The 24,128-nt window shown below is 44.3% G+C and carries 26 protein-coding genes; 16 read left to right on the forward strand and 10 right to left on the reverse strand.

The features are described from left to right. Nucleotides 1-53: 53 nt before the first annotated feature. Nucleotides 54-395, reverse strand: a complete 342-nt coding sequence (locus tag IGI82_RS05390; RefSeq protein ID WP_438841836.1) for a type II toxin-antitoxin system PemK/MazF family toxin — start codon at nt 393-395, stop codon at nt 54-56. Further along, nucleotides 395-625 (reverse strand): type II toxin-antitoxin system PemI/MazE family antitoxin, encoded by a 231-nt coding sequence (gene mazE / locus IGI82_RS05395; protein WP_087627128.1) that lies wholly within the window; start codon nt 623-625, stop codon nt 395-397. The genes IGI82_RS05390 and mazE overlap by 1 nt, the downstream gene beginning before the upstream one ends. Before the next feature lie 366 nt (nt 626-991). Between mazE and IGI82_RS05400 the strand changes: the two genes are divergently transcribed. The 3 genes from IGI82_RS05400 to IGI82_RS05410 all read left to right on the forward strand — a co-directional run bounded on the left by IGI82_RS05400 (nt 992) and on the right by IGI82_RS05410 (nt 4,996). Further along, nucleotides 992-1,987, forward strand: a complete 996-nt coding sequence (locus IGI82_RS05400) for a LacI family DNA-binding transcriptional regulator (protein WP_270266351.1) — start codon at nt 992-994, stop codon at nt 1,985-1,987. A 146-nt stretch (nt 1,988-2,133) separates the two neighbouring features. After that, nucleotides 2,134-3,510: a PTS transporter subunit EIIC gene (locus IGI82_RS05405; protein ID WP_087627130.1), complete on the forward strand. Its 1,377-nt coding sequence runs from the start codon at nt 2,134-2,136 to the stop codon at nt 3,508-3,510. A gap of 43 nt (nt 3,511-3,553) precedes the next feature. Further along, nucleotides 3,554-4,996, forward strand: coding sequence for a glycoside hydrolase family 32 protein (locus IGI82_RS05410; protein WP_087627131.1), 1,443 nt, complete (start codon nt 3,554-3,556; stop codon nt 4,994-4,996). A 121-nt stretch (nt 4,997-5,117) separates the two neighbouring features. On the opposite strand, the gene IGI82_RS05415 is transcribed toward IGI82_RS05410, so the two are convergent. Then, entirely contained in the window at nt 5,118-5,789 is a 672-nt protein-coding gene (locus tag IGI82_RS05415) for a cyclic nucleotide-binding domain-containing protein (RefSeq protein ID WP_438841837.1), read from the reverse strand. A gap of 92 nt (nt 5,790-5,881) precedes the next feature. Between IGI82_RS05415 and IGI82_RS05420 the strand changes: the two genes are divergently transcribed. Beyond that, entirely contained in the window at nt 5,882-6,538 is a 657-nt protein-coding gene (locus IGI82_RS05420) for a YczE/YyaS/YitT family protein (protein ID WP_087627132.1), read from the forward strand. A gap of 109 nt (nt 6,539-6,647) precedes the next feature. Next, the gene (locus IGI82_RS05425) at nt 6,648-7,910 is read left to right on the forward strand and encodes a PTS sugar transporter subunit IIC (RefSeq protein ID WP_010747740.1); all 1,263 of its coding nucleotides are present in this window, start codon (nt 6,648-6,650) and stop codon (nt 7,908-7,910) included. 56 nt (nt 7,911-7,966) lie between these two features. Here the strand turns inward: IGI82_RS05425 and IGI82_RS05430 are convergent, their stop codons facing one another. From IGI82_RS05430 to IGI82_RS05440, 3 genes are read right to left on the reverse strand one after another with little or no spacing between them, the layout of a single operon-like run. Next, nucleotides 7,967-8,371: an arsenic metallochaperone ArsD family protein gene (locus tag IGI82_RS05430; protein WP_087628161.1), complete on the reverse strand. Its 405-nt coding sequence runs from the start codon at nt 8,369-8,371 to the stop codon at nt 7,967-7,969. A 51-nt stretch (nt 8,372-8,422) separates the two neighbouring features. Next, a complete protein-coding gene (locus tag IGI82_RS05435; RefSeq protein WP_086294838.1) occupies nt 8,423-9,400 on the reverse strand; it encodes an ABC transporter substrate-binding protein in 978 nt (325 codons plus the stop codon). Then, nucleotides 9,397-10,149 (reverse strand): polysaccharide deacetylase family protein, encoded by a 753-nt coding sequence (locus tag IGI82_RS05440; RefSeq protein ID WP_179190629.1) that lies wholly within the window; start codon nt 10,147-10,149, stop codon nt 9,397-9,399. Before IGI82_RS05440 ends, IGI82_RS05435 begins: the two co-directional genes overlap by 4 nt. A 96-nt stretch (nt 10,150-10,245) precedes the next feature. Between IGI82_RS05440 and IGI82_RS05445 the strand changes: the two genes are divergently transcribed. From IGI82_RS05445 to IGI82_RS05490, 10 genes are all read left to right on the forward strand, one after another. Continuing rightward, nucleotides 10,246-10,965, forward strand: coding sequence for an ABC transporter ATP-binding protein (locus IGI82_RS05445; RefSeq protein WP_375826215.1), 720 nt, complete (start codon nt 10,246-10,248; stop codon nt 10,963-10,965). After that, nucleotides 10,962-11,696 (forward strand): ABC transporter permease, encoded by a 735-nt coding sequence (locus IGI82_RS05450; RefSeq protein WP_438841838.1) that lies wholly within the window; start codon nt 10,962-10,964, stop codon nt 11,694-11,696. The genes IGI82_RS05445 and IGI82_RS05450 overlap by 4 nt, the downstream gene beginning before the upstream one ends. A gap of 113 nt (nt 11,697-11,809) precedes the next feature. Then, a complete protein-coding gene (locus IGI82_RS05455; protein WP_010747746.1) occupies nt 11,810-12,043 on the forward strand; it encodes a DUF1858 domain-containing protein in 234 nt (77 codons plus the stop codon). Continuing rightward, the gene (locus tag IGI82_RS05460) at nt 12,040-13,353 is read left to right on the forward strand and encodes a DUF438 domain-containing protein (RefSeq protein ID WP_087627134.1); all 1,314 of its coding nucleotides are present in this window, start codon (nt 12,040-12,042) and stop codon (nt 13,351-13,353) included. Before IGI82_RS05455 ends, IGI82_RS05460 begins: the two co-directional genes overlap by 4 nt. A gap of 214 nt (nt 13,354-13,567) precedes the next feature. Then, complete coding sequence (locus IGI82_RS05465) at nt 13,568-14,392, forward strand: PRD domain-containing protein (protein ID WP_205820711.1); 825 nt, start codon at nt 13,568-13,570, stop codon at nt 14,390-14,392. Between the two features lie 97 nt (nt 14,393-14,489). Continuing rightward, nucleotides 14,490-16,391, forward strand: coding sequence for a beta-glucoside-specific PTS transporter subunit IIABC (locus IGI82_RS05470; protein WP_015509281.1), 1,902 nt, complete (start codon nt 14,490-14,492; stop codon nt 16,389-16,391). A gap of 47 nt (nt 16,392-16,438) precedes the next feature. Beyond that, on the forward strand, nt 16,439-17,944 hold the full coding sequence (locus IGI82_RS05475) for a sulfatase-like hydrolase/transferase (RefSeq protein ID WP_438841839.1): 1,506 nt from the start codon (nt 16,439-16,441) through the stop codon (nt 17,942-17,944). Nucleotides 17,945-17,962: 18 nt separating this feature from the next. After that, nucleotides 17,963-19,075, forward strand: coding sequence for a radical SAM/SPASM domain-containing protein (locus tag IGI82_RS05480; protein WP_087627137.1), 1,113 nt, complete (start codon nt 17,963-17,965; stop codon nt 19,073-19,075). Next, on the forward strand, nt 19,072-19,848 hold the full coding sequence (locus IGI82_RS05485; RefSeq protein WP_074534991.1) for a sulfite exporter TauE/SafE family protein: 777 nt from the start codon (nt 19,072-19,074) through the stop codon (nt 19,846-19,848). Before IGI82_RS05480 ends, IGI82_RS05485 begins: the two co-directional genes overlap by 4 nt. 15 nt (nt 19,849-19,863) lie before the next feature. Beyond that, entirely contained in the window at nt 19,864-20,727 is an 864-nt protein-coding gene (locus IGI82_RS05490; protein WP_010747753.1) for a formylglycine-generating enzyme family protein, read from the forward strand. A 51-nt stretch (nt 20,728-20,778) separates the two neighbouring features. On the opposite strand, the gene IGI82_RS05495 is transcribed toward IGI82_RS05490, so the two are convergent. The 4 genes from IGI82_RS05495 to IGI82_RS05510 form a co-directional block, all read right to left on the reverse strand. Then, nucleotides 20,779-21,621: a hypothetical protein gene (locus IGI82_RS05495; protein ID WP_438841840.1), complete on the reverse strand. Its 843-nt coding sequence runs from the start codon at nt 21,619-21,621 to the stop codon at nt 20,779-20,781. 181 nt (nt 21,622-21,802) lie between these two features. Then, the gene (locus tag IGI82_RS05500; protein ID WP_008379021.1) at nt 21,803-22,018 is read right to left on the reverse strand and encodes a DUF378 domain-containing protein; all 216 of its coding nucleotides are present in this window, start codon (nt 22,016-22,018) and stop codon (nt 21,803-21,805) included. A gap of 28 nt (nt 22,019-22,046) precedes the next feature. Continuing rightward, the gene (locus tag IGI82_RS05505) at nt 22,047-22,391 is read right to left on the reverse strand and encodes a YrhK family protein (protein WP_015509287.1); all 345 of its coding nucleotides are present in this window, start codon (nt 22,389-22,391) and stop codon (nt 22,047-22,049) included. Nucleotides 22,392-22,410: 19 nt separating this feature from the next. Further along, nucleotides 22,411-23,544, reverse strand: coding sequence for an alcohol dehydrogenase catalytic domain-containing protein (locus tag IGI82_RS05510; protein WP_074534994.1), 1,134 nt, complete (start codon nt 23,542-23,544; stop codon nt 22,411-22,413). A 287-nt stretch (nt 23,545-23,831) separates the two neighbouring features. Here IGI82_RS05510 and IGI82_RS05515 point away from each other — a divergent pair, with 287 nt between their 5' ends. Further along, on the forward strand, nt 23,832-24,116 hold the full coding sequence (locus IGI82_RS05515; RefSeq protein WP_005225480.1) for a hypothetical protein: 285 nt from the start codon (nt 23,832-23,834) through the stop codon (nt 24,114-24,116). Nucleotides 24,117-24,128 lie beyond the last annotated feature (12 nt).

Raw genomic sequence — 24,128 nt, forward strand, 5'->3', positions numbered from 1 at the left:
TAAGGGTTTACTATCCGTGGTTTATCTGCCGACGAATCATGGTGTTGTATTGCTTAAAAAATATACTCAATGATCTGATCGATCTTCGCCATATCTTGTAAAGGGAGGTTTTCAATTTTTTTCAGTTTTCTTTCTTTAAAGTCTAGTGATTTTAATTGAGAGATAATCACTTGTCCATCTGTATCTATGCTATCTGGCAATGTATAGTGGGCAGGAAATTTCCTAATTGTATGTGTAATAGGACAAATTACCGCAAACATCGTTCTACGATTAAACTCATAGCGAGAGACGACTAATCCTGGACGTCTTTTTTGAATTTCCTTTCCAGCCGAAGGGTCAAAGTCGATCCACACGATATCCCCTTTTTTGGGAATGTAAGTTTGATCATTCATCATTAAAAAATTTCTCTCCCTTCAGGTGAAAGGTCTTCCCACTCATCTTTTTCATAAAACTCTGATTCTTCTCCACCATGAAAAGGATCTTCAATTTTAGGAACAAGAATGATCGTCCCATCCTCTGCGTAGACGACAACGTATTCTTGATTTTCAGAAGGTTTCTTACCGTTATCAGAAGGAAGCGTAATGACGACAGAACTGCCTTGCAGTCTTGATTTAGTAATAAGCATAATATCACCTCTTGATTTATAGTATATCATACAACATTGAGTAACGCGATGTTAACGGAAGAATTTAATGTATTTTGAACACATCAAAAGTTGAAAAACTCACTTTACATATAATAGATAAGAAACCGCAATGAAATATTGTTTGAGAAGATGGATGAACATCTCAGAAAAATAGATGTTAGATTTTAAGCAGAATTACGAAGTTTTTTAGATGGATCATTTATGGCATACCAAGGACCAGGGTATTAAAGCAACGAAAAAGTGAAACTTCATTCCAAAACCGCCCAACCCAACAATTTTCACGCAAAACCTGCGCTTTTCTTTCTGTTATTGTTATAATAAAAGAAAACGCAAAGGTGGGAAATCATGACAACGATCAAGGACATTGCTGAAAAGGCGGGAGTAGCGAAAAGTACGGTTTCCCGCTATCTGAACAATGGCTATATCAGTGAAGAAAAGCGCAAAAAAATTGATCAGATCATTGCTGAAACTGGCTATCGCCCCAATACATTTGCTCGTTCGCTGAAAGCCCAAGACACGAAATTGCTGGGCGTGATCATTCCTCGACTGAATTCACCATCGACAAATGATGTGTTGAAAGGGATCGATACGACGGCACGGGAAAACGGCTATCAAATGCTAATCACCAACTCTGATCAAAGCGATGAACGGGAATTAGAAAATATCGAAATGCTGGTCAAACAAAAAGTAGCAGGGATGATCCTGTTTGCGCGCAAAATCACGCCGCAGCTGCAAGCGGTGCTGGCAGAGGTTCCTATGCCTGTTTTATTGTTAGGTCAACAGTTAGCTGGCATTCATTCCATCGTCCATGAAGATTATCAAGCTGGCAAAACCATGGCAGAATATGCAGTCAGCGCTGGCCACCGACGTTATTTATTTGTTGGTGTCAGCGAGAATGATTATGCGGTAGGTGTCTTGCGGAAAAAAGGATTTCTTGATGTCTTAGCACAAACGCCCAACGTCAAAGTCGACTTTATCGAAACGTCCTTTTCAAGAAGAGAAACGTACCAAAAAGCCCTTATGTTCTTGAAAGATCAATCGGCAACGTACATCGCCTGTGCTACGGACAATATTGCTGTTGCTGTACTGAAAGCCGCCCATGAACTAGGGTATCAAGTGCCGCAAGACTTTTCCTTGAACGGATTTGGCGGCTATGATTCGACGGATTATGTCTATCCGACCATCACAACGACCCAATATCCCTATGTCCAATTAGGCATCGATGCCGTCTTAACGATCCAAAAACTGACGCAAGGGGAAGAGGTTCCTGAGGTGATCGAATTACCGAATCGATTAGTGGTCAAACAGTCGACTGCCAAGCTTGACAAGCAGGAGAAATAAAGCAAACATTTTTAGAGAAAACAGGACGTCCAGTTGCGGCGTTCTGTTTTTTTATTTTCTTTGCTTGCAATTGCAAACGGTTTCTGTTAATCTACAAATGTAGAACCGGTTCCACAAATGGACCGACGATCAAAGGAGTGGGAAAAATGAAGGAACAAAAAACGATCGACCAAGTGTTAGAAGCTGTTGGCGGCAAAGAAAATGTCAAAAACTTTGAACACTGTGCCACACGTTTGCGCTTGATTTTGAAAGACGATCAGTTAGTAGATAAAGACAAAGCGGAAGCAGTTGAGGGTAGCAAGGGATATTTTTTCAACACGGGACAGCATCAGTTCATTTTTGGAACAGGAAAAGTCAATGAAGTTTATCAAGCCTTCGCAGCAGAAATGGGCAATGACGCCTCCGCTGATAAAGCTGGCTTCAAAGATGATGTGTATTCGAATCTGTCACCCGTCCAAAAAGTCGTCCGCACGTTGTCAGATGTCTTGGTGCCTTTGATTCCAGCTTTGGTAACGACGGGGCTTTTGATGGGGATTCGGGGATTATTGACCGAGTTGGGGGTCACTTATAGTGCTGACTGGTTAGCTATGTTTGAAATGTTAACGGATACAGCGTTTGCCTTTTTACCTGTTTTGATCGCCTATAGTGCGACGAAAAAATTCGGCGGTAATCCGATCATTGGGATCGTGGTAGGATTGATGATGGTGGCACCGCAATTGCCGAACGCTTGGGCAGTTGCCAGCGGGGATGCAGAGCCATTGCACTTATTCGGATTATCGATCTCTGGGTATCAAGGGTCGATTTTTCCAGCAATTATTGTCGGGATCTTAGTTTCTAAGCTAGAAAAATGGTTCCGTAAATTTGTTCCGCAAATGATGGACTTGATCGTGACACCATTCTTAACGATTGTCATTACTTTAGGTTTGATTTTGTTTGCGTTAGGACCAATCTTGCAAGTAGCTGAAAGAGCAGTCATCAACAGTATCGTCTACTTGGTGCAAGCACCATTGGGCATCGGTTATATCATTTACGGAGGGGTTCAGCAAGTGATCGTAATCACTGGATTGCACCATTCGTTAAGTATTATTGAGTTAGGGTTATTGAATACGACAGGCGAAAACGTCCTACAAGTCTTAGGTACAGCAAGTATGGCGGGACAATTTGGGGCTGCGATTGCTGCGTCATTTATTTATAAAAACAAAGTCAAACGCTCAAATGCCATCAGTGCGGCGGTTCCAACCTTATTTGGGATCACTGAACCTTTACTATTTGGGGTCAACTTACGCTCGATGCGCATTTTTGGCGCAGGCATGCTGGGAGGCGCAGTCGGCGGGTTTGCGACGTATGTCTTCCAATTAGCTGCCACTGGGATGGGCATCACTTTTATTCCAGGACTGTTGTTGTATACTGGAGATTTCGGTGCCATGCTGAAATACGTTGTCGTGATTTTGATTGCCTTTGGTGTCGGTTTTGCTGGTGTCCAATTGCAGCGCAAACCGCTAGCCAAAGAGTTGAACCAATAAATAATCCCTTGCTGTTCATCGGCAAGAGAAAAGAGGTACCACATTGTTAACGAAGGAATACTGGGCACAGCTTGCCCAAACCCAAAGCGAATTAGCAGAAAAAATCAGTGCTGATGCGTGGCGCTTGAACTATCATTTGATGCCAGAAACAGGATGGATGAACGACCCGAATGGTCTTTGCCAATTCAAAGGCGTGGTTCATTTTTACCATCAATATGTACCGCAAACGCCCCATGGCGGGGAACCACCCCACTGGGGACACAAAACGTCGACGGATTATGTCACGTTTCAAGAAGAAGCGCTGTTTCTTTCTCCCGAACACGACTATGACAAAGACGGGGTCTACTCGGGCTCTGCCTTTATCGAGAATGACGCGATCCATTTCTTCTATACGGGGAATGTCAAACATTCAGGTGATCATGACTATACCTTTAGTGGACGAGAACAAAACACGGTCCATGTAATCAGCAAAGACGGCTATACCGTCGAAAAGCAAGAAGTCGTGATTCCTCATGAGGACTACCCTGAAGGATTTACCGATCATATTCGTGACCCAAAGGTTTTTGCCCACGAAGACACCTACTATATGCTGCTAGGCGCGCGTACGTTGGAAAACGAAGGCAAAATTTTGATTTATGAATCGACGGATTTAAATGAATGGACCTATCGAGGAATCTTTTTCGGTGAGGACTATGCTCTAGGCTACATGTGGGAATGCCCAGACTACTTCCATTTAGATGGCAAAGATGTGTTGGTCTTCTCACCGCAAGGCTTGGCAGCCAAAGAACATGCCTACCAAAATATTCATCAATCAGGGTATCTGATCGGTGAGGTGGATTGGGAAACCCTGACGTTTAAAGAAACTTCTGCGTTTCGTGAACTTGATTATGGGTTTGACTTCTATGCCCCGCAAACCTTTGAAGATGAGCAGAAACGTCGGATCTTGTGGGGCTGGATGGGGCTAGGGGATACCAGTCCTGAATACAGCAATCCTACGATCCCTCGCGGCTGGCAGCATGCCGCAACGCTGCCAAGACAGCTTTCGGTCAAAAATGACCAGTTGTATCAACAACCTTTGCCAGAATTTAAAAAATTGCGAGACAAGCAAGTCAGCCAAAAAATTGTGCTTTCAGAGAAACCGCAGCACTTGTCTTTCGGTGAATTGGCATATGAGTTGCAAGTTACGGCGGAAGCCCCATTGCAGCAGTTCCAGCTTGGACTTTTGCAAGATACGACTTTGGCTTATGAAGCTGGTGTCTTCACGATCCATCATGGCGTTTCTGGCTACGGTCGTAAACAGCGCAGTGTCAAGGTCGATGAACTGACGCAGCTGCAGATTTTTGTCGATACGTCTTCGATTGAGATCTTCCTAAATGGCGGGCAATATTGTTTGACCTCTCGCGTGTATCCCAAACGGACCGAGGCGATCGCTCTCAGCGGAACCGGCACGGTTTGTGTCAATGCTTGGGCATTGGCGAAAAATTAAAGCAACGATCCGAAAACGACAGCAAACAGTTGGTTTTTCTTGTTGCACCCCCAAGAGTCAGCTTTTTCTCTGGCTTTTAGGGGGGCATCATACCAACTATTTTGCTGTCGTTATTTGCTTGTTACTGCTTTTGTTGGTTTTGGATAAAGGTCTGCAGCGCAGGCGCATCGATCCGATAGCCGTCTGCAGTTTTTGTGACTAGTTTTTGCGTTTTGAAATCTTTTAAGGTATACGTCAAATGGCGATAGCTCACGCCTAAGTATTCTGCGGTCTCCGTTAATTTTTCTTGAAAAAGATCATCGATCGAAGCTTCCAACAGTAGATGGGCAAGGCGCCAAGCTAAGGGATAGATTTGATTGACGGAAAAATGATCCATACGCAGCAGCAATTTTTCACCGATAGTTTTGCCTAGTGTTTGTACGAAAGCCAGGTCTTGCATGAGCCCGTGAGCTGCTGCTTGCATCGGAATGCCAAGACATGTTGTTTCACCGATCGCAACCACGGTTTTCGGTACTGTTTCGGCGCCAATCAACGTGAGATCGCCAATGCAATCACCAGGATGGAGAAACTGCAGCAAGGCACGTTTGCCGTTTTCTTGCGTTTGAATGATCTTGGCTTTGCCAGTCAATAGGACGAAAAAGACCGACATCGGCACCGTTTCTTTTTGGATCACTTCTCGATGATCAAAGGTCCAGAGGGCACTTTGTTGTAAAATCTCCTCAGGAATCGGCAAGGGGCAGCTTTCTTTGATTGGTACCTGCTTTATTGCCAAGGCATAAGCGGTTTTTTTCACTTTTTTCCTCCGAACTAGGAGAAATCTCCTATTTGTTTTTAGTCAGTATAGCACATACTTAGAAAAGCAAAAAAGAAAGTGTGGGAGAAAAAATGAATAAAAAGCAATGGATAGGATCAGGGATTTTTTATGGGTTGAGTGCATTCGGGATCAGCTTGACCATTAAGGCAAGCGTTGGGGTCAGTAGTTTTAATGCCTTGAATGTTACGCTGGCAACGATGTCAGGAATCAAAGTCGGCACCATCACAACAGCCATCAACTTGGGCTTTTTAGCTGCCTGTTGGCTATTGGATCGGCGGCAGACGTCCCTCAAACAAAAAGGCAGTGAGTACTTGACTATGTTTTTTGCTTTGCTGGCATTCGGCTATTTGATCAATGGCTTTGTTTACTACTTCTTGGCATCGCTGCACTTGACGAATTATTGGAGCCAACTAGCTGCTTTGATCGGTGGGATCTTGATTTCTGGAACGGCGACGGGGCAAGTCCTACGGTTGCAGGTCTTGAAATTTCCAATCGAGCACTGGTGTCATTTGCTGGCGCAACGCAGTCGTTGGACATTTAAGCAGTACCGTTATGGCGTTGATGCAGTCTGTATTTCGGGGGCACTCTTGCTAGCGATCAGTTTGGGCTTACCGCTAGCGGTGAGGGAAGGGACGGTCATTAGTTTCTTTTTGCTGTCAGGTGCCATCGCTTGGTCGAAGGAACGTGATTTGGCAGCGGCTTTACCCATTTGGCAAAGAAACAGTTAGCCAGTAGTATTCTTGGAATTGGGAAGGCGTCGAGTGTTCTAAAAATGCAGAAAGCGTTTTTTATGCTACTCTTATTAAAAAAGCGAGATATTTAGTAGGAGGAGACAGGATGAATCGGTTGATTGAAGGGTTTCAGGAAAATTTTGCACCAAAATTGGTTAGGATCAGTGAAAATCGGTTTTTAGTTGCCGTGCGCAACGGAGTCGCCGTCACGATGCCGCTGACGATAATCGGCAGTCTCTTTTTGATTTTAGCCAATCTGCCTTTTCCTGGCTGGACCGAGTTTGTCGGGGAGTTTGGCGTCAAACTAGGCGCCGCCAGCAATTTTACATTTGGAATTTTGGGACTGGCCGCTTGTATCGGGATCGCCTACTATTTGGCGGCCTCGTATGAGATCGATCGGATCGGTTCTGTCGTGTTGGCAGTCTGCGCGTTTTTGCTGCTGCAGGCGGGGGAAGAATGGACGATCGATCCAGCTTCTTTGGGGGCGTCTGGTCTGTTTACAGGAATCGTCACAGCGATTGCGACAGTAGTGATCCATCGCTTTTTTCTCAAGCACCGCTTAGTGATTCGGATGCCAGCAGAAGTGCCGCCCGCAGTTGCCAAGAGTTTTTCGGTCTTGCTTCCTGGAGCTGCCATCATCACTGGTGCTTGGGTGATTCGGGTCTTGTTGGAATTTAATGTCAATCAATTCGTGCAAGCCATCTTTTCACCGCTGGCAGTTGGTCTAAACACATTGCCTGGGATGCTGTTGTATACCTTTTTGATTTTGTTGCTTTGGTGTTTAGGGATTCATGGCAGCAATGTGATGGGGAGTATCGGCGATCCGATTTTTCTAGCTTTATTAGCAGCCAATACCGAAGCCTACACTGCAGGCGAACCGTTACCGAACATTTTTGCAGGCGGGTTTTATATCATGTTTTTGTGCTATGGAGGCACTGGTTCAACACTGGGGCTGATCATCAACATGTTAGTTTCAAAGAAAAAAGCCTATCGTTCCCTAGGGAAGATGGCTTTGCCCTCTGCTATTTTTTGTATCAATGAGCCAATCATTTTTGGGTTTCCGATCGTGATGAACCCTATTATGATGATTCCTTTCATCCTGACACCCCTTGTATTATGTGTCGGAACGTATTTCTTGTCGGTCACCAATGTCATTGGGCGAATCATGTTCAATCCACCGTGGACCACACCGCCCTTTATCAATACTTACCTTGCAACCGGCGGCAATATCCCTGCTGTTCTTTGGAGTATCGCTTCCTTACTGATTAGTGTGGCGATCTACTATCCATTCTTTAAAATCAGCGAACGAAGTTTAACAGAAGAAGAAAAAGGCGTTACCGACGCAGTTGCCGCGAAGGGGGAGAACTAAACGCTGATGATTGGCACGTGGTGCGTTGTTTTGTCTGGCAAAGAGAACAGTGGCTGCTACTCATCAAATTGCACAGTGATCCCAGATTTCGTCAATTGTTCCCATTCACGGATCGTTGGCAAGCGACCTTGGCAAAATAGCTGATCGTCGACATACACGAGTGGCAGACAGCTGCGGCCATTGCTTGCTAATTGCTGCTTGACGGCTTGATTCGTATGAAAAGGGGCAGAATCTTCTGTAAAGAAGTATTCGTCGATCGTTAAAGGTTCGTTATGGAATGTTTGATGAGCCTGGGTCCTTTCTTCATTTATTTTTAACTGGTGAGTCAAGTGTGCTTCCCAAGTATCTTCTTTCTGGTCGGCATAAACCGCGATCGTTGGCATTGCATCAAATCCTTTCATGGCAGCTGATTTGTCAAAAGTATACCTGAATTTCTTGCCACGAGCAAAAAAGAGTATCAAAAAGAAGTGAAACAACAAAAAAAGACGCAAATGCGTCTTTTTTGTTGTTTCTTATTCGTCAGCGGGTAAAAAATCGAAATTGGTCAACTCGTTGTAAGAATACGCTTGGTCGATTTGATCCTTGTCTTTCGTCCAAGCAATGATTGCGTCGAATTGCTCTTGCGGCACTGCCTGGGCATACGGATAGTCTTCCTGGCTGTCTAAGTAAGTACTCATAGCATCGGGAAATTGATAGTCTGCCAAGATGTCGGCATAGTCTTTTGCTGAATGAGCATTCATGTAATCGATGGCTTCGTTGTAAGCACTGTAGAATGCTTTTAGGTCTTGCGGGCGATTTTGGATAACTTCGTCCATAAATTGTAGTGTGCCGCCTTTGATGCCAGCATCTTTAGAGCTGCCTAAAACAATCGCCCCTTGGGCAGCCAACATGCTGGCTTGCGGTTCCGTATAAACAGCGCCATCGACTTGGTCATTGAGCAATGCTTCGGAACGGGCAGAAAAAGAAGCGATATCCACGATGTCATAGGTAAAATCATTTTCCTGTGCAAATTGGTCCATGATGTATTCTAAAATGAAATTCGGTACAAGGGTGATTTTTTTATCCGCTAACCCTTTCATCTCAGTGATCCCTGAATTCGGTGAAGCGAGAATCTTGAAGTTTTCCAAAATATCAGAAGTGATCGTCATATCAATGCCGTTTTGCTTAAAGGTCGCTTCTGTCATGACATCGCTGATCGTACCATCCAGCTCGCCTGCCTGCACCGCCACATTGCGGTCATTCGGGGAAGTGAAGGATTTGAGTTCCACAGTCAATCCTTGCTTTTCGAAAAAGCCTTCTTCTTTTGCTAGAATGATCGGAATCGCTGATTCTGCTGGTAACACCCCGATCGTCAATGTTTGATCTGTGACCGCAGCTTCTGTACTGCTAGTGCTGGAATTGCTGGTACTTGCTGTTTCGCCAGTGTTACCGCATGCGGCAGCGCCAACAGCGAATAGTGCTAGGATACTTGCTAAAATCGTTTTTTTCATTGGTTCATTTCCTCGTTTCTAAATCGTTGTTCAAAAGCAGCCATTGGTAGTGAGAACGGGATGACTGCCCGATGGAGTTCCATTGGCTTGGTTTGTGCCGTGTTGATACCTGGTTTGGTGGTAAATGCTAGAACAAAGCCTTCCTTTTCCAAGGTAGCGATCGTCTGCGGATCATAAAAGCCAAAGGGATAGGCAAAAACATCCTTGATGGCCACGTGCTGATTGCAGCTTCGTAAGTCTTGCGCAAAGGCTGCTGGCGTTTCCCACATTGAACGCCCTTGCTGGTCCTTGCGTTCGTGAAAATGATCGGTATGGTTGGCATATTCGAAGACATCGCTCATTTCGGCTAATTCGGCGCTGCTCAATGTCCGCGAAACTTCTGGCTCGTAAGGCTGAGGGGCATCAAAAAGCCAGCCAGTCACGACAAAGGCTGTTGCCTTGAAACCAGCTTCTTTCAACAGTGGATAGGCATATTCTTTCATCGATTGATAGCAGTCGTCAAAGGTCAGCAACACGGATTTTTCTGGTAGCGGCTGCTGCTGGAAATAAAAATCTTTGACTTCTGCAAGGGTCAACGTATGGTAATTTTCTGCTTTCAAAAAGTCAATTTGTTGTTTAAAATGAGAAGTGCTATTGAATAAGGGCAGAGGCAAGGCATCTTGATACCCGTCTGCGACTTTGATCGGGCGAACCTGATCATAAAGTTCTGCTTCGGGACGTATTTCATGAAATACGAGGGTCTGAAACATCATAAACCATCCTTTCTTGTCAATCACGCAAAAAATAGTATAGCACAAAATGTGAAAACCAACACAAATAATTTGAAGAAAGAAGTTTATTCTCTGATGAGTATTCTATTCGATTCCGTTTCCTTTACCTATGGAGATACCGCCATTTTTAAAAACCTTTCGTTTTGTTTTGAACAAGGCGCGACTTATGTGCTGCTTGGAGAATCGGGGATTGGCAAAAGCACGCTTTTATCCTTGATCAAAGGGTTGCAGCGACCGCAATCGGGCACGATCACTTACCAAGGCTGTTCCCCTGACAACATCGAGGTCGTTTTCCAAGAACTGCATTTGTTTCCTTGGCAAACAGTCTACCAAGCACTGGAAATGCCGCTGCTCATCAACCAAACCCCTAGTGAGCGCCGTAAAAAACGGGTCGCCAGCTGTTTGGCTGAGTTGGGATTGACGCAGGTGCAGGACCGCTATCCGCATCAGCTTAGCGGCGGTCAAAAACAGCGGGCCGCCATGGGGCGGGGACTGATCACACAGCCCGATGTTTTATTATTGGATGAGCCGACTGCTTCACTGGACCAAGAAACCAAAGCAAACGCCCAAGCCATGATCGCTGCCCAACAGCAGCGCAGACAAAACAGCTTGATTGTGGTGACCCACGATCCAGAAGAGGCAGTGTTTTTGGGGCAGACAATTTTGCTGCTAAAAGATCAGGGTGTTACGCCGATCAGTAATCCTTTTTACGGCAGCCAGCAGGAACGAGACTCATTGGCATTTTATGAAGTCGTCTTGCAGTTGAAAGAACAAATGAGGGAGGCGAGGCAATGAAAACCATCAAATCTTTTGCTTGGGGCTTCTGTTCGTTTGTCGTGGTTTGGTGGGGTGTAAGCTGGGTGACCAACACTCGCTCACTGCCTAATCCTTTAGAAACGGCTGAACGTTTTTGGGCATTGCGAGAAGTCTTACTGATCCACGCAGGTGCCAGTTTGCTGCGGGTATTTGCGGCGTTGAGTGGGGCGTTGCTAGTCGGGGTGCCGTTAGGGATCTTGATTGGGCGATCCCAAAGAGTGGATCGGCTGCTTGGTCCACTGCTTTACTTTTTATATCCGATTCCTAAAGTTGCGTTTTTACCCGTCTTTATGATTTTCTTTGGCTTAGGCAATCTCTCAAAAATTCTCTTGATTTTTGCGGTGATCGTCATTCAAGTGATCGTCTCGATTCGTGATGCAGTCACGAAGATCCCACCAGCGTATTTTCAGGTCATGAAAAATTATACCAACCAATGGCGCCATGTCTTGCGCTTCGTTATTTTGCCCGCGCTCATGCCCGCGCTTTTTGCCAGTGTGCGGGTCAGTATCGGGATCGCGTTGGCTTCCCTCTTTTTTGCCGAAAATTATAACACGACGTATGGTGTCGGCTATCTGATCTTAAGTGCGTGGTCAAAAATGGACTACCCACAAATGCTTTCGGGTATCCTCCTGATTGCTTTGATGGGCTATCTGCTTTTTGCCAGTATCGATTGGTTGGAAAAAGTGGTGTGCCGTTACCGACAATCTTAGAAAAAAATGATCAATTGATGAATTTTTGCGGCAGTTCGTGTATTTTTGAACAAAATGATTTATACTAAGGATATCTTATTGAGAATCATTCTCACTGAAAGGAAGACCTTACTATGAAAGAAATCGATCTGTCAAAAACGCTCTATGAACTTGTGGCACAATATCCTGAAATACAAGAAATCATGAGTCAACTAGGGTTTACGGCGATCAATCAACCAGGGATGCTGCAAACTGCTGGACGTTATATGACGATACCCAAAGGTGCTCAGATGAAGAAGATCCCCTTGGAAATGGTTTGTCTCGCTTTCGAAAAACAAGGTTTTCTTGTGAAAGGAGCGACGAAATGAAAACCAACAGTCAAAGACAAGAACGGATCGTCGAAATACTGAGTTTGCTTCACCAAGGCGGTTCCTTTGAAGAAGCTAAACGCTTGTTTAACGAAGAATTTGATGGTGTGGATGTGACGGAGATCACTGCTGCTGAAAAAGCTTTGATCCAAACGGGGTTGGACCCTTCTGAGATTCAGCGTTTGTGCAATATTCATGCTGCTGTTTTCAAAGGTTCGATCAACGAGATCCATCACTCCAATGAAGAATATGGGCAACCAGGCCATCCTGTGCATACCCTGAAATTGGAGAACCAAGTCCTGCAATCCCTGTTGGCCGATGAGATCGACAGCCTCTTAGCCAAAATCAAAACCGGTGATTGGACGCCTAAAAAGCGTCTACAAGCTGCCTGCAATGATTTAATGCAGATCGACAAACACTATGCGCGAAAAGAAACGTTGATTTTTTCTTACATGGAGAAGTACGGCATCACTGCGCCGCCAAAAGTGATGTGGGGTGTTGATGATGATATTCGGGTTATGATCAAAGCGCTCAATGAGCTTTTGGCATCCGAAAAAGCTGCCTATAATCCAATCGCTGTCCAATGGGAAGCAGTCAAAAACGAGATTGAAGAGATGATTTTCAAAGAAGAAGAAATCATGGTGCCCATGACGCTGGATGTCTTCAGTCTTAAAGATTGGGAACAAATTGCGGCTGACAGCTTTGACATCGGCTTTGCCTTTATCCCAGAACCGCTTCCTTGGAAACCGAGCCAAGAAGCCCTTGAAAAGGAACAGGCGGCAGAACCCGCACGGCAAGCGGCGATCAAACAAGCCCAAGAAACAACCGCTGGCATCGCAGCCGGTTTAGGATTCAATGACTTTCAAGTCACAGAATCGGAAGATTCGCCGCAAATTGCTGAACAGCCGACCGTTTCATTGCCTACTGGTAATCTGCAATTTGAGCAATTGGTGGCCATTTTTCAAACGCTGCCAGTGGACTTGACCTTTGTAGATAGTGAAGAGCGGGTGCGCTTTTATTCAGAAGGCAAGAGTCGCGTCTTTCCACGAACGAATTCGGTTTTAGGTCGTGAAGTCGTCAACTGCCATCCACCGAAAAGCATGCATCTCGTGCAACAGATTTTGGATGATTTTCGAGCGGGTACAAGGGAGACAGCTGAATTTTGGATCGATATGCGGGGCCGTAAAATCTATATTCGCTACTTTGCATTAAAAAATGAAGCAGGCATCTATTTAGGTTGTCTAGAAGTCACGCAAGACATTACGGAGATCCAAAAAATCGAAGGGCAAAGCCGGTTGTTGGATCAGTGAGCAGTTTGGAGAAAGGCTGATCCGTGTCTATTTGAAACGAAGCAAAAAAAGAAAAATCAATAAAACGCTTGCAACGTTTCTAGAAAAATAGTATAGTAAAGGCAATCAAATGGGTAGTTACTGATAATGCAGGCTATACCTTTTTACGTGTGTATGGATCCTACACATGTATTAAGGTATAGCCTTTTTTCATTTTAAGGAGGTGAGAAGCGTCTTGAAGATCAAAAAAATCTTAAACAACAATGCAGTTTTGGTCGGACAAGATGGCAAAGATTTTATCTGGATCGGTACCGGCCTTGGCTTCAAAATGAAACCAGGACAAACCGCCGATGAATCAAAAATTGAAAAAGTGTTTGTGCTTCATAAGAACAAAGTTTCCGAGCGGTTTTTAAGTTTATTGTCATCCATACCAACAAACTATGTGTCTTTAGCGGATGATATTATCTCACTTGCAAAAGCGGAAATAAAACAGGAGTTAAGCGAGACGCTGTATGTATCACTTACCGATCATCTGTATAACCTGTTCAAACTGCATGAACAAGGAATCACAGTTACGAACCGATTATCATGGGAAATAAAAAAGTTTTATCCGCAGGAATTTGAAGTTGGTAAAAAAGCATTGGAAATGATCGGACAAGAAACAGGGGTCGTCTTTGAGGAAGAAGAAGCAGGAAATATAGCAATGCATTTGATCAATGCACAAGTAACAGATGAGGTTGATCAGCCAAAAGATGTCCAATCGATTGCAAAAAAGATTCGCGATATTATTTCACTTATACGATTTTCAAACAAGATACAAATTGATGAAAACTCTTTGGCATTCGATCGATTTATCACCCATTTGCGCTTTTTTTTCCAACGATTGAAGGCTCGACCAGATGTGGTAAAAGCAAACCCACTATTGGGACACGTGAGTGGACAGTATGCAGACGCTTATAAGACGATGCTTTTGATTGAAAAGTATTTAGATGTTCCCTTGAACGATGATGAAAAGCTGTACTTAACATTACACATTCAAAAGTTAATAGAGAACGAATAAAGGTTGTTACTGATAATGCAGGCAAGACTGATAATTATTCCATCAAGGAATAGTTATTTGTCTTGCTTTTTATTTTTACATTGAAAGGATGAGAACGATGGCATATCAAGAATTGGTCGATGAAATTTTAAAAGGAGTCGGCGGAAAAGAAAATATCAATGGGGTGACCCACTGCATCACAAGACTGCGTTTTGATTTAAAACATGAGGAGCAAGCAGACACCGAAACACTGAAAAAGACGAAAGGGATCGTGACAGTCGTTCAAAGCGGCGGTCAATACCAAGTCGTGATCGGCAATCATGTGCCAGAGGTGTACCAAGAATTTGTTCAACATGCAGGATTGGCAGGAAATGATGCGGCACCTTCGGGAGAGAAGAAAGGACCGCTGGATGCTTTTATCGATGTGATCTCCAGTATCTTTACACCTGTATTGGGTCTTCTAGCTGCCACAGGAATGATCAAAGGATTAAATGCGCTATTTGTTTCTTTGGGATGGATTGAGAATACGTCAGGAACCTATGCGATTTTGCAAGCAGCAGGCGATTGTTTCTTCTACTTCTTTCCAATCTTTTTAGGATATACCGCAGCGAAAAAATTTGGTTTAAAGCAATTTGTCGGTATGGCGATCGGTGCTGCCCTTGTTTATCCAGCCTTGTCTGGCTTGACGGCAAATGCCGAACCGTTGTATACCTTGTTTGCAGGAACTGTTTTTGAATCGCCTGTTTATGTCACTTTTTTAGGAATACCAGTCATTCTAATGAGTTATAGTTCCAGCGTTATTCCAATCGTCATTGCTACCTATTTTGGTGCCAAATTAGAAAAAGGCATTACAAAAATCATTCCTAGTATTGTACGGAGTTTCTTAGTTCCTTTTCTAACCGTCTTGATCATGGTTCCGCTGACTTTCATTGTCATTGGTCCGATCGCGACGTGGATCGGCAATTTGTTGGGTGCGGCTGTGTTGGCGATCTATAACTTCAGCCCAATTATTGCAGGGATTGCAGTTGGTGCTGTTTGGCAAGTGTTGGTCATGTTTGGTCTTCATTGGGGAATCATTCCGATCGCAATCAACAATATTGGTGTTCTTGGTTACGACCCAGTGATGGTCTTAGGACAAGCGACTCCATTTGCGACCGCAGGAGCTGTGCTGGCAGTTATTATTAAGTCTAGAAATAATTCTATTCGGGCAATCGGGATTCCCGCATTTATTTCCAGTCTGTTTGGGGTATCGGAGCCATCCTTGTACGGTATCACGTTGCCTAGAAAAAAACCATTTATTGCGACCTTGATTTCAGCCTCGATCGGCGGATTGATCATGGGTGCCATGGGAACAAAATCTTTTATTATAGGTGGGATGGGTATCTTTAGTTTACCCAACTACATTGATCCGACAGAAGGCATCGGAAGCGGCTTTTATGGGTATGTATTAGCGATCACTGTAGCATTCGTCTTATCATTCATTTTAACGATTACCTTCTTGTATGATCCGCAAGAGGATCGGCAAGAAGCAACAGCTAGTGATAATGAAGCCTCACCTTTGATCCCATCAGAAAGAGCAGCGAAAGAAATCACTTTTTCGCTACCATTAACAGGCATCGTTTTGCCTTTGTCGGCAGTAGAAGATCAAGCATTTGCAAATGGACTATTAGGAAAAGGCTTAGCAGTTTCACCAGATGAAGGACTGGTTCGAGCACCTTTTGACGGAGTAGTTGAAACACTGTTTCCAACGAAGCATGCGATTGGCTTGAAGTCGGACGATGGCGTGGAAGTGTTGATTCACATCGGCATGGATACAGTGAACTTAGATGGTCGTTTTTTCGAAACAAAAGTCAAGCAAGGGGATCAGGTCAAGCAAGGAGAGGTATTGCTTACATTTGATAAAGAAGAAATTGAAGAGGCGGGATACTCGTTAGTGACGCCGATCGTCGTTACGAATACTTCCGCATACTTAGATGTGATCGCTGATGATAATCGAGGGGCGATAACGATCGTCAAGTAGTCGCAATGACCAAGAAAAGGAAAGAAAAGAAAGAAGGAAAGAATGCTATGCGAGCAATTATGCTGATGTTTGATACTCTGGCTAGAGATTTTTTATCAAACTACGGAAACGATTGGATCAACACGCCAAACTTTGAACGGCTAAGAGAAAAAACGGTTACGTTTGACAACTTTTATGGTGGCAGCATGCCTTGTATGCCAGCAAGAAGAGAACTTCATACAGGTCGTTACAATTTTATGCATCGTTCGTGGGGTCAATTAGAACCGATTGATTCGTCAATTTTTGATACGCTGCAGCAAAATGGTGTCTATTGTCATTTGGTAACCGACCATTCCCATTACTTTGAAGATGGCGGTGCCACTTATCATAACCGTTATTCCACATGGGAAGGATTTAGAGGACAAGAAGGTGACCGATGGGTTCCAAGAAAACAGGCAGAGAATCATCCACCGCTGAATCCGTTAAATAAAAGTGGTATTTCTGTGGAACAGCATTTTGCGAATCGAACACGGCAAGCAGTAGAAGAAGACCTGTCCACGGTTCAAACGATCCAAGCCGGCTTGGATTTTTTGGAACAGTACAAAAATGAAGATCAATGGTTTTTGCAACTCGAATGTTTTGACCCCCATGAACCATTTTATGTGCCAGAAACCTATCGCAAATTGTACCAGGAGACACCAAATGAATCACCTTACTTTTGGCCAAAATATGGTCGTGTAACAGAAGATGTTGGCGAGCAGGATTTGATTGAGCTGCAAAAAGAATACGCAGCGTTGATCAGTATGTGTGACCATCACTTAGGACGAGTGCTGGACTTTATAGAAAAAAATAATATGTGGGAGGATACCTTGATCATTGTGAATACCGACCATGGCTTTTTGTTAGGGGAACATGACTGGTTAGGAAAAAATGTCGCGCCGATGTATGAAGAAATCATCCATCTGCCCTTTTTCATCAGTTACCCACAGGCTGAATCGGGAACCCATACTCAAGTATTGAGTCAAACCATCGACATTCCAGCAACTTTATTGGATTATTTTGAAATTGAGAACACCTTAGATATGGATGGCAAATCTTTGCTGCCTGTGTTGAAAAAACAGCATTCCCAACCGCTCCATCAAGAAATTATTTTTGGTACAAACGGCGGTCATGTCAATATCTACGATGGTCGTTATGTGTATATGCGTGCATCGGTTCACCCTTCGAATGGACCAATCACCATGCAGACGCTTAGTTATGCTTCATTGCGTGGTTTTTTGAATAAAGAGGTCTTAGACAGCATGGTCTTGAAAGAGGGCAATCGATTTACAAATCATTTTCCTTACACAGAAGTTGAAGTTTCCACCTATATCGATTCTTATTCAGTAGGCCACTTGCTGTTTGATCTAAAGAATGATCCAAAGCAGTTAACACCGCTTCATGACCCACTGATTGAACAAGAAATGATTCAGAAATTGATTAAAGTAATGGATCAGATTGAAGCCCCTGAAAGCGAGTATCAGCGCTTAGGTTTAAGCAATAGTCAGAGGCAGACAATTGCACAAAAGAATTAAAAAAGCGAGGAACAACACATGAAACACATCTCCGTATTGATCAAGCCAGCATCCTCTCTTTGCAATCTGCGCTGCACCTATTGCTTTTATGCTAACGTCAGTTCCTTGCGCGAAGTGCGTTCCTTTGGCAAAATGAAAGAGGATGTAATGGAAAAGATGATTGCAAACATTTATGCAGACTTAGAAGCTGGCGATCATTTGACGTTGGCATTTCAAGGCGGAGAGCCGACGATGGCGGGGCTGAGTTACTTTAGAAAACTAACGGCTTATGTTGCGGCGCAAAAAAAGCAAGTGACAGTACACTATGCGATCCAGACCAACGGCATGGTGATCAATGACAAGTGGTGTCGTTTTTTGAAAGAGCATCGCTTTTTAGTCGGGCTGTCGATCGATGGGCATCCGCTTGCGCACGATCGGCATCGATTAGACGCCAAAGGGCGGGGAACCTTTGCGCGGGTTTTACAGACCAAGCGGTTATTGGATGCCTATCAGATCGAGTACAATGTCTTGTGCGTGTTGACAAATCCGTTAGCAAAGGAAGCCCAGCGTGTGTTTGACTTTCTCAAGGAAGAGCAGATTACATTTGTGCAATTCATTCCTTGCTTGGCTGATTTGGATGCCACATCAACCAACGACTATGCCTTGACACCAAGAAGCTTTGCTGGCTTTTATCAGCAGCTGTTGGCGTTTTGGCTGCAGGAATTGAAGCAAGGGCGCTACCTAAGTATCAAGCTGTTCGATGATTTACTGAATCTATTGGTGCGGCAGCAAGTAACTGCCTGCGGGATTCTAGGCAATTGCCAAGTGCAGTATGTGATCGAAGCCGACGGCAGTGTCTATCCTTGTGACTTTTATGTATTAGATGAGTTTCGCATGGGCTATATCCAAGAGCAAACGTTACGGGAATTGTTTTCTCAAGACTGTTCACAGCAGTTTTTGTGCCAGAAAAAAGACATGCCTTCGAAGTGTACGCAATGTCCTTTCCAAAAAATGTGCCGAGGAGGCTGTAAACGAATGAAAGATGCAATGTACGTGGATAGTGAGGGTTTTTGCGGTTATCAGGAGCTGTTAAAAGACTTTACACCTAGAATCAATGAGATACTGGGGCTTTTGCAAGGGGTGAGACAATGATCGGACTGATTTATTTTCTCGTGATCGTCTTAGCAAATGCCGTAGGGGCAGTTTCGGGCATGGGGGGCGGCGTGCTGATCAAACCGATTTTCGATTTTATCGGCGCCCATTCTGTTGCTGCGATCTCTTTTTACTCGGCGACAGCGGTCTTCACGATGTCCATCGTTTCGACAGCTAGACAATTAGCCAGTGGACGGAAAATCAATTGGTCGATTGCCTTGTGGGTTTCTGGCGGCGCTGTGTTAGGCGGTGTTTTAGGCAATGTTGCCTTTGAACAGCTATTGCTTGTCTTTCGAGACGACAAGATGGTTCAGCTGATCCAAATCCTTGTGACCGTGCTGACACTATTGTTTGCTTTTTTGTATACAAAATATAACTGGCGCGGGTTTGCGTTGGAAAAAGTCGGCTGGTATGCAGCTTGTGGCTTGATTCTCGGCTTTCTAGCCAGTTTGCTGGGGATAGGCGGCGGACCCATCAATGTTTCTTTATTGATGCTGCTGTTTGCCATGCCGATCAAAGAGGCGACGATTTATTCAATTTGTACGATTTTTTTCTCACAGCTGGCGAAAATTTTGACGATTGCTTTTACGACAGGTTTTGGTGCGTATGATCTGCAAATTTTGTGGTTTGTTATTCCAGCCGCGATCGTGGGAGGACTATTAGGCGCCAAGGCCAGCAACGTCCTGTCACCGCAGCGAGTGACACTGGTATTTCAAACTGTGATCGTGCTGGTGTTACTGATTAATCTGTACAATGGCTATCAATTATTGTAAAAAGGAGGCAAGCAGATGCCCACGATTCCAGCAGGAACTTATCGAATCGGTACGAATACGATGGACGGCTTTGCCGAGGATCTTGAGGGACCGCAAATCAGCCTCGACAGCCCAGCATTTGCCATTGATGCCACGACGGTGACGAACCAAGCTTTCCAAGTTTTTGTGGAAGCAACAGGATATGTCACAGAAGCCGAGCGCTTTGGCTGGTCGTTCGTTTTTCACTATTTTTTAAGTGAGCAAACGAAACACCGCAGTCAAAAGGTACCGAATATGGCTTGGTGGTACGCGGTTAGCGGCGCAGATTGGCGTCATCCTGAAGGACCTGATTCAACGATTGCCCAGCGGATGGATCACCCAGTGGTTCAGGTGTCTCGCAACGATGCGATCGCCTATTGCCAATGGGCAAAAAAACGCCTCCCAACAGAAGCAGAGTGGGAGATCGCTGCAAAAGGCGGGACAAGTTTTGAAAAATATCCTTGGGGAAGGGAATTTTTGGCAGAAAATACCTATCATTGCAATATTTGGCAAGGAGAGTTTCCAAAAAGCAACACGCGAGCAGATGGTTTTGCCAATACAGCGCCAGCGAAATGGTATGAGCCCAACGGCTTTGGTCTGTATCAAATGATCGGCAACGTCTGGGAATGGTGCGTCAATCCTGCCCGCATCCCGCTGACGCAGTTTCAACAACAGACGGGACAAACCTTCTGGGCAAGGAATCAAACACAAGATGATCAACTGTATGCGACTCGCGGCGGTTCGTTTTTGTGCCACGAATCCTATTGCAAACGATACCGAATTGCCGCTAGAAATGGTAATTCTGGGATGTCGGCAGCCAATAATCTAGGGTTTCGGTGTGTCAAAGACTTGGATCAGTAAATCGTTAAATGCAAAAGCGGCACCTATTCACGTGGATAGGTGCCGCTTGTTTTATTGCCATTCGGATTGATAATTTCCTTTGAGATCATAAACATAATTGATCTCGGTGCGATTACGAATCCCATTTAAACCAACGGTCCAAGTCCATTCACCTTGGAAGCCGTTTAAAATGACGATGCTGACGCCAGGAACATAGTGATCCAGCTGAGCTGCTCGTGCCTCAGAATCCTTGATGATCGTGGGAATGACGCCCCAATCGATGGCATCAAAGGCAATGGTATCTTCCATAGAAAGCTCGATCGTATCGTCGTCTTTTTTCCATTTGGTCAACAGATTTTCTGGGTAATACCAATACTCGTCTTGCAGGCCTGTGTTTGGATTGATCACTCGCGCAACTGCATAAATGCCGCTTTTTAGCGGGACATTGCGGATGTGAAAACTATAGCTGACCAGTTGCAGCTCTTTGTCCTTGAGTGAGGATTGATTCGGCAGCGCAGCCATAATTTCTTTGGCACTGGCTTCTTCTCGAAAGAGTTGGCGGTCTACAGGTAAAAAGGTGGAAACTACGCCAATACAAAAGAGAATCACTGGCAGCAAGAGCAATGAGAATAACCAATAGAATGGCGATTTTTTGCGTTTCTTGATGCCGATGATCAGACCGACCAAAAAGACCAGCAGGATCCCTGCTACCCAAAAATAGGGGAACAAACGAATGATCTGATGCCTGGTTTCAACGACTTGGTATTCATTCAGACCAAACCAATTTTCCGCGATGGTGAGGTTATTTAAAACAATGATTCCGCCAATAATACTTAAAATAAATAAGAAAATCAATAGCAAAAGTATCCAGCCGAGTATCCGACGTATCAGTGAGGGTCTAGTAGGTGGGGTCATGAGTCACGTCCTTTTTATTTTTTCGAAAATAGTAGGTTAAATACAAGAGTAGTACAACTGGTGTTTTTTTTCAATGATTGTAGACAAAAAAACTGCATCCACAGATGCGACCTCAAAACGTTAGACCAAAAATCTAACTTTTTTGGGGTCAGGACACCGCAGATGCAGGTTTTATTTTCAATTAGTCGAGGGTTTGTTGGCGGGCGATAGCTGGAAAGAATTTCAGGCTATACAATGCACTGATCCCAACTAGAATATAAATGACGCGGGCAATGATCGACGTGCTGCCGCCGGTGATCGCTGCGACAAGGTCAAACTCGAAGGCGCCGACCAACAGCCAATTGATACCGCCGATGATCAATAAGGTCAGTGCGATCCCATCAAATGTTTTTAACATAGGAAACTCCTCTCTAGTTGTCGCCCCATCAACGTTCATCGTCGGTGATGGTGACATCTTTTTCTTTCTCGCCTTCTTGATTGCGCTCATTATAGATATAGACATGGCGAACGATTTTAATCAGCGGGCGAATGGTCAAAAAGACACCGCCGATCAAATAGGCGATCGTTCCGTAAATCGCAGGCAAGCTAGTTAATGAAACGATACTTCCGAAAATATAAAACAAGCCCGTCAAAATATCATTCGTAAGTGAGATCAACATGTAGCGATTTTGAAAATAGATGCGAAAGCGACTTGCCTTGATGATCACATCTTCTTCTTTTCCCGGATCGAATTGATGTTCACTCCGTTTGATTTTTGGCATAGGTGCCATCACTGCTCCTTTATTTGTGCTAAGGTTTCAAGACAACTTTGATGTTCTTGTCTTCTTTTTTGTCAAAAATCTCATACGCTTTGGCAGCATCAGCTAAAGGCATCGTGTGGGTGATGATCTGTGACGGGTCAAACAAGCCGTCCGCAATCATATCATAAATTTTTGGCATCAAATGGATCACAGGTGCTTGCCCGTGTTTGACATCGATGTTGCGCATAAAGAATTCTTGCAATGGATAAGAAGAAGCTGGTGTCATGTAAACGCCAGTGATTTGGACGGTACCAAATTTTTTGACTGCTTTGGCGGCCATCTGGATCGGTGAGATCGTTCCACTTTGCAAGCTGACTAGGTTTTTGGCTTTTTCTTTGACGGGTTCTAAACCATCCATCCCAACACAGTCGATGATCACATCAGCGCCACCTTTGGTCAGCTCATACAGTTCATCAGCACTAGTAGCCAAATCATCCAATTGGAATGTTTCGACTTGATTGTAGCTGCTGGCTTTTTCTAAGCGATGAGCAACAGGATCCACGGCAATCACCCGCTTAGCGCCTGCCATCACGGCAAATTTTTGGGCAAACAACCCAACTGGGCCTGAGCCTAAGACGATCACGGTATCATCCTTTTTGACGCCAGCGTTTTGGACGCTCCAATACGCTGTAGGTAAGATGTCAGATAAAAACAATACTTTTTCATCAGGGATCGTTGATTCAGGTACGATAAACGAGGTGAAATCTGCGAAAGGTACGCGCAAGAATTCGGCTTGACCGCCCCAGTGGTTACCGTTCATTTTTCCGAAACCGAATAAGCCGCCATACAATGTATCTTCTGAAGAATTGTCGCATTGACTTTCCATTTCATTTTGACAAAAGTGGCAATGGCCGCACCCGATATTGAAAGGGATGACGACACGGTCGCCTTTTTTTAGTTTCTGTACTTGACTGCCAACTTCTTCAACAATACCCATTGGTTCGTGACCAACGACATAGCCTTCTTCCAAGACCGAGCCGCCATGGTGGTAAAGGTGGAGATCAGAGCCGCAGATTGCGGTTGCGGTGATTCGGATGATCGCATCCGTCGGTTCTAAAATCGTTGGATCTTCTACACGACGAACGTCCATTTTTTGATTTCCTTGCCAGGTTACTGCTTGCATCATTTTTCCTCCTTGTTTGTTCAGATAAGTTCGGACAATCACTAATTTTTTCAACAACACGTTTTTACTTTTTAGTAACAGATAATTTAATTCTGCAAGGATTTTAACGATTTGACAACGAAAACGCTCAAAACGGTTGATTTGTTTTTTCTTCATCAATGGTTTAAAAAAAGAAAAACAGATGATTTGCTAAAAAAGTGAAAGCGTGACACTATTAAAGTGAAGCATGCATGCGTTACGAGTATCTAACGGAACCTGCATCAACCAGTGACAAGAAATGAGGAGGGATGATCATGGATCTAACGATTCGAGGAAAGGCTTCCTGCACCAATTGCAATGAAAACTTTGATGGGAAGCTGGTCGTTCATTTACAAGAAGACAGCGAGGGGCAATTAACCATGGTACCACCGTTGGAAACGAATGAATTGGCAGAAGATGAAATCGCTATTCATTATGCTTACGGGGAAGTGAAGGAAGCCATCGAAGGAACCTTCATATGTCCAAACTGTCAGACTGAAAATGAGGTTCGGATTGAAATTCCGACCGAGCTATTAGATGGCTCAATGAATTAAATGAATAATCAA

It is taken from the genome of Enterococcus sp. AZ067 (assembly GCF_051715005.1).
GTDB classification, from domain to species: Bacteria; Bacillota; Bacilli; order Lactobacillales; family Enterococcaceae; genus Enterococcus_D; species Enterococcus_D casseliflavus.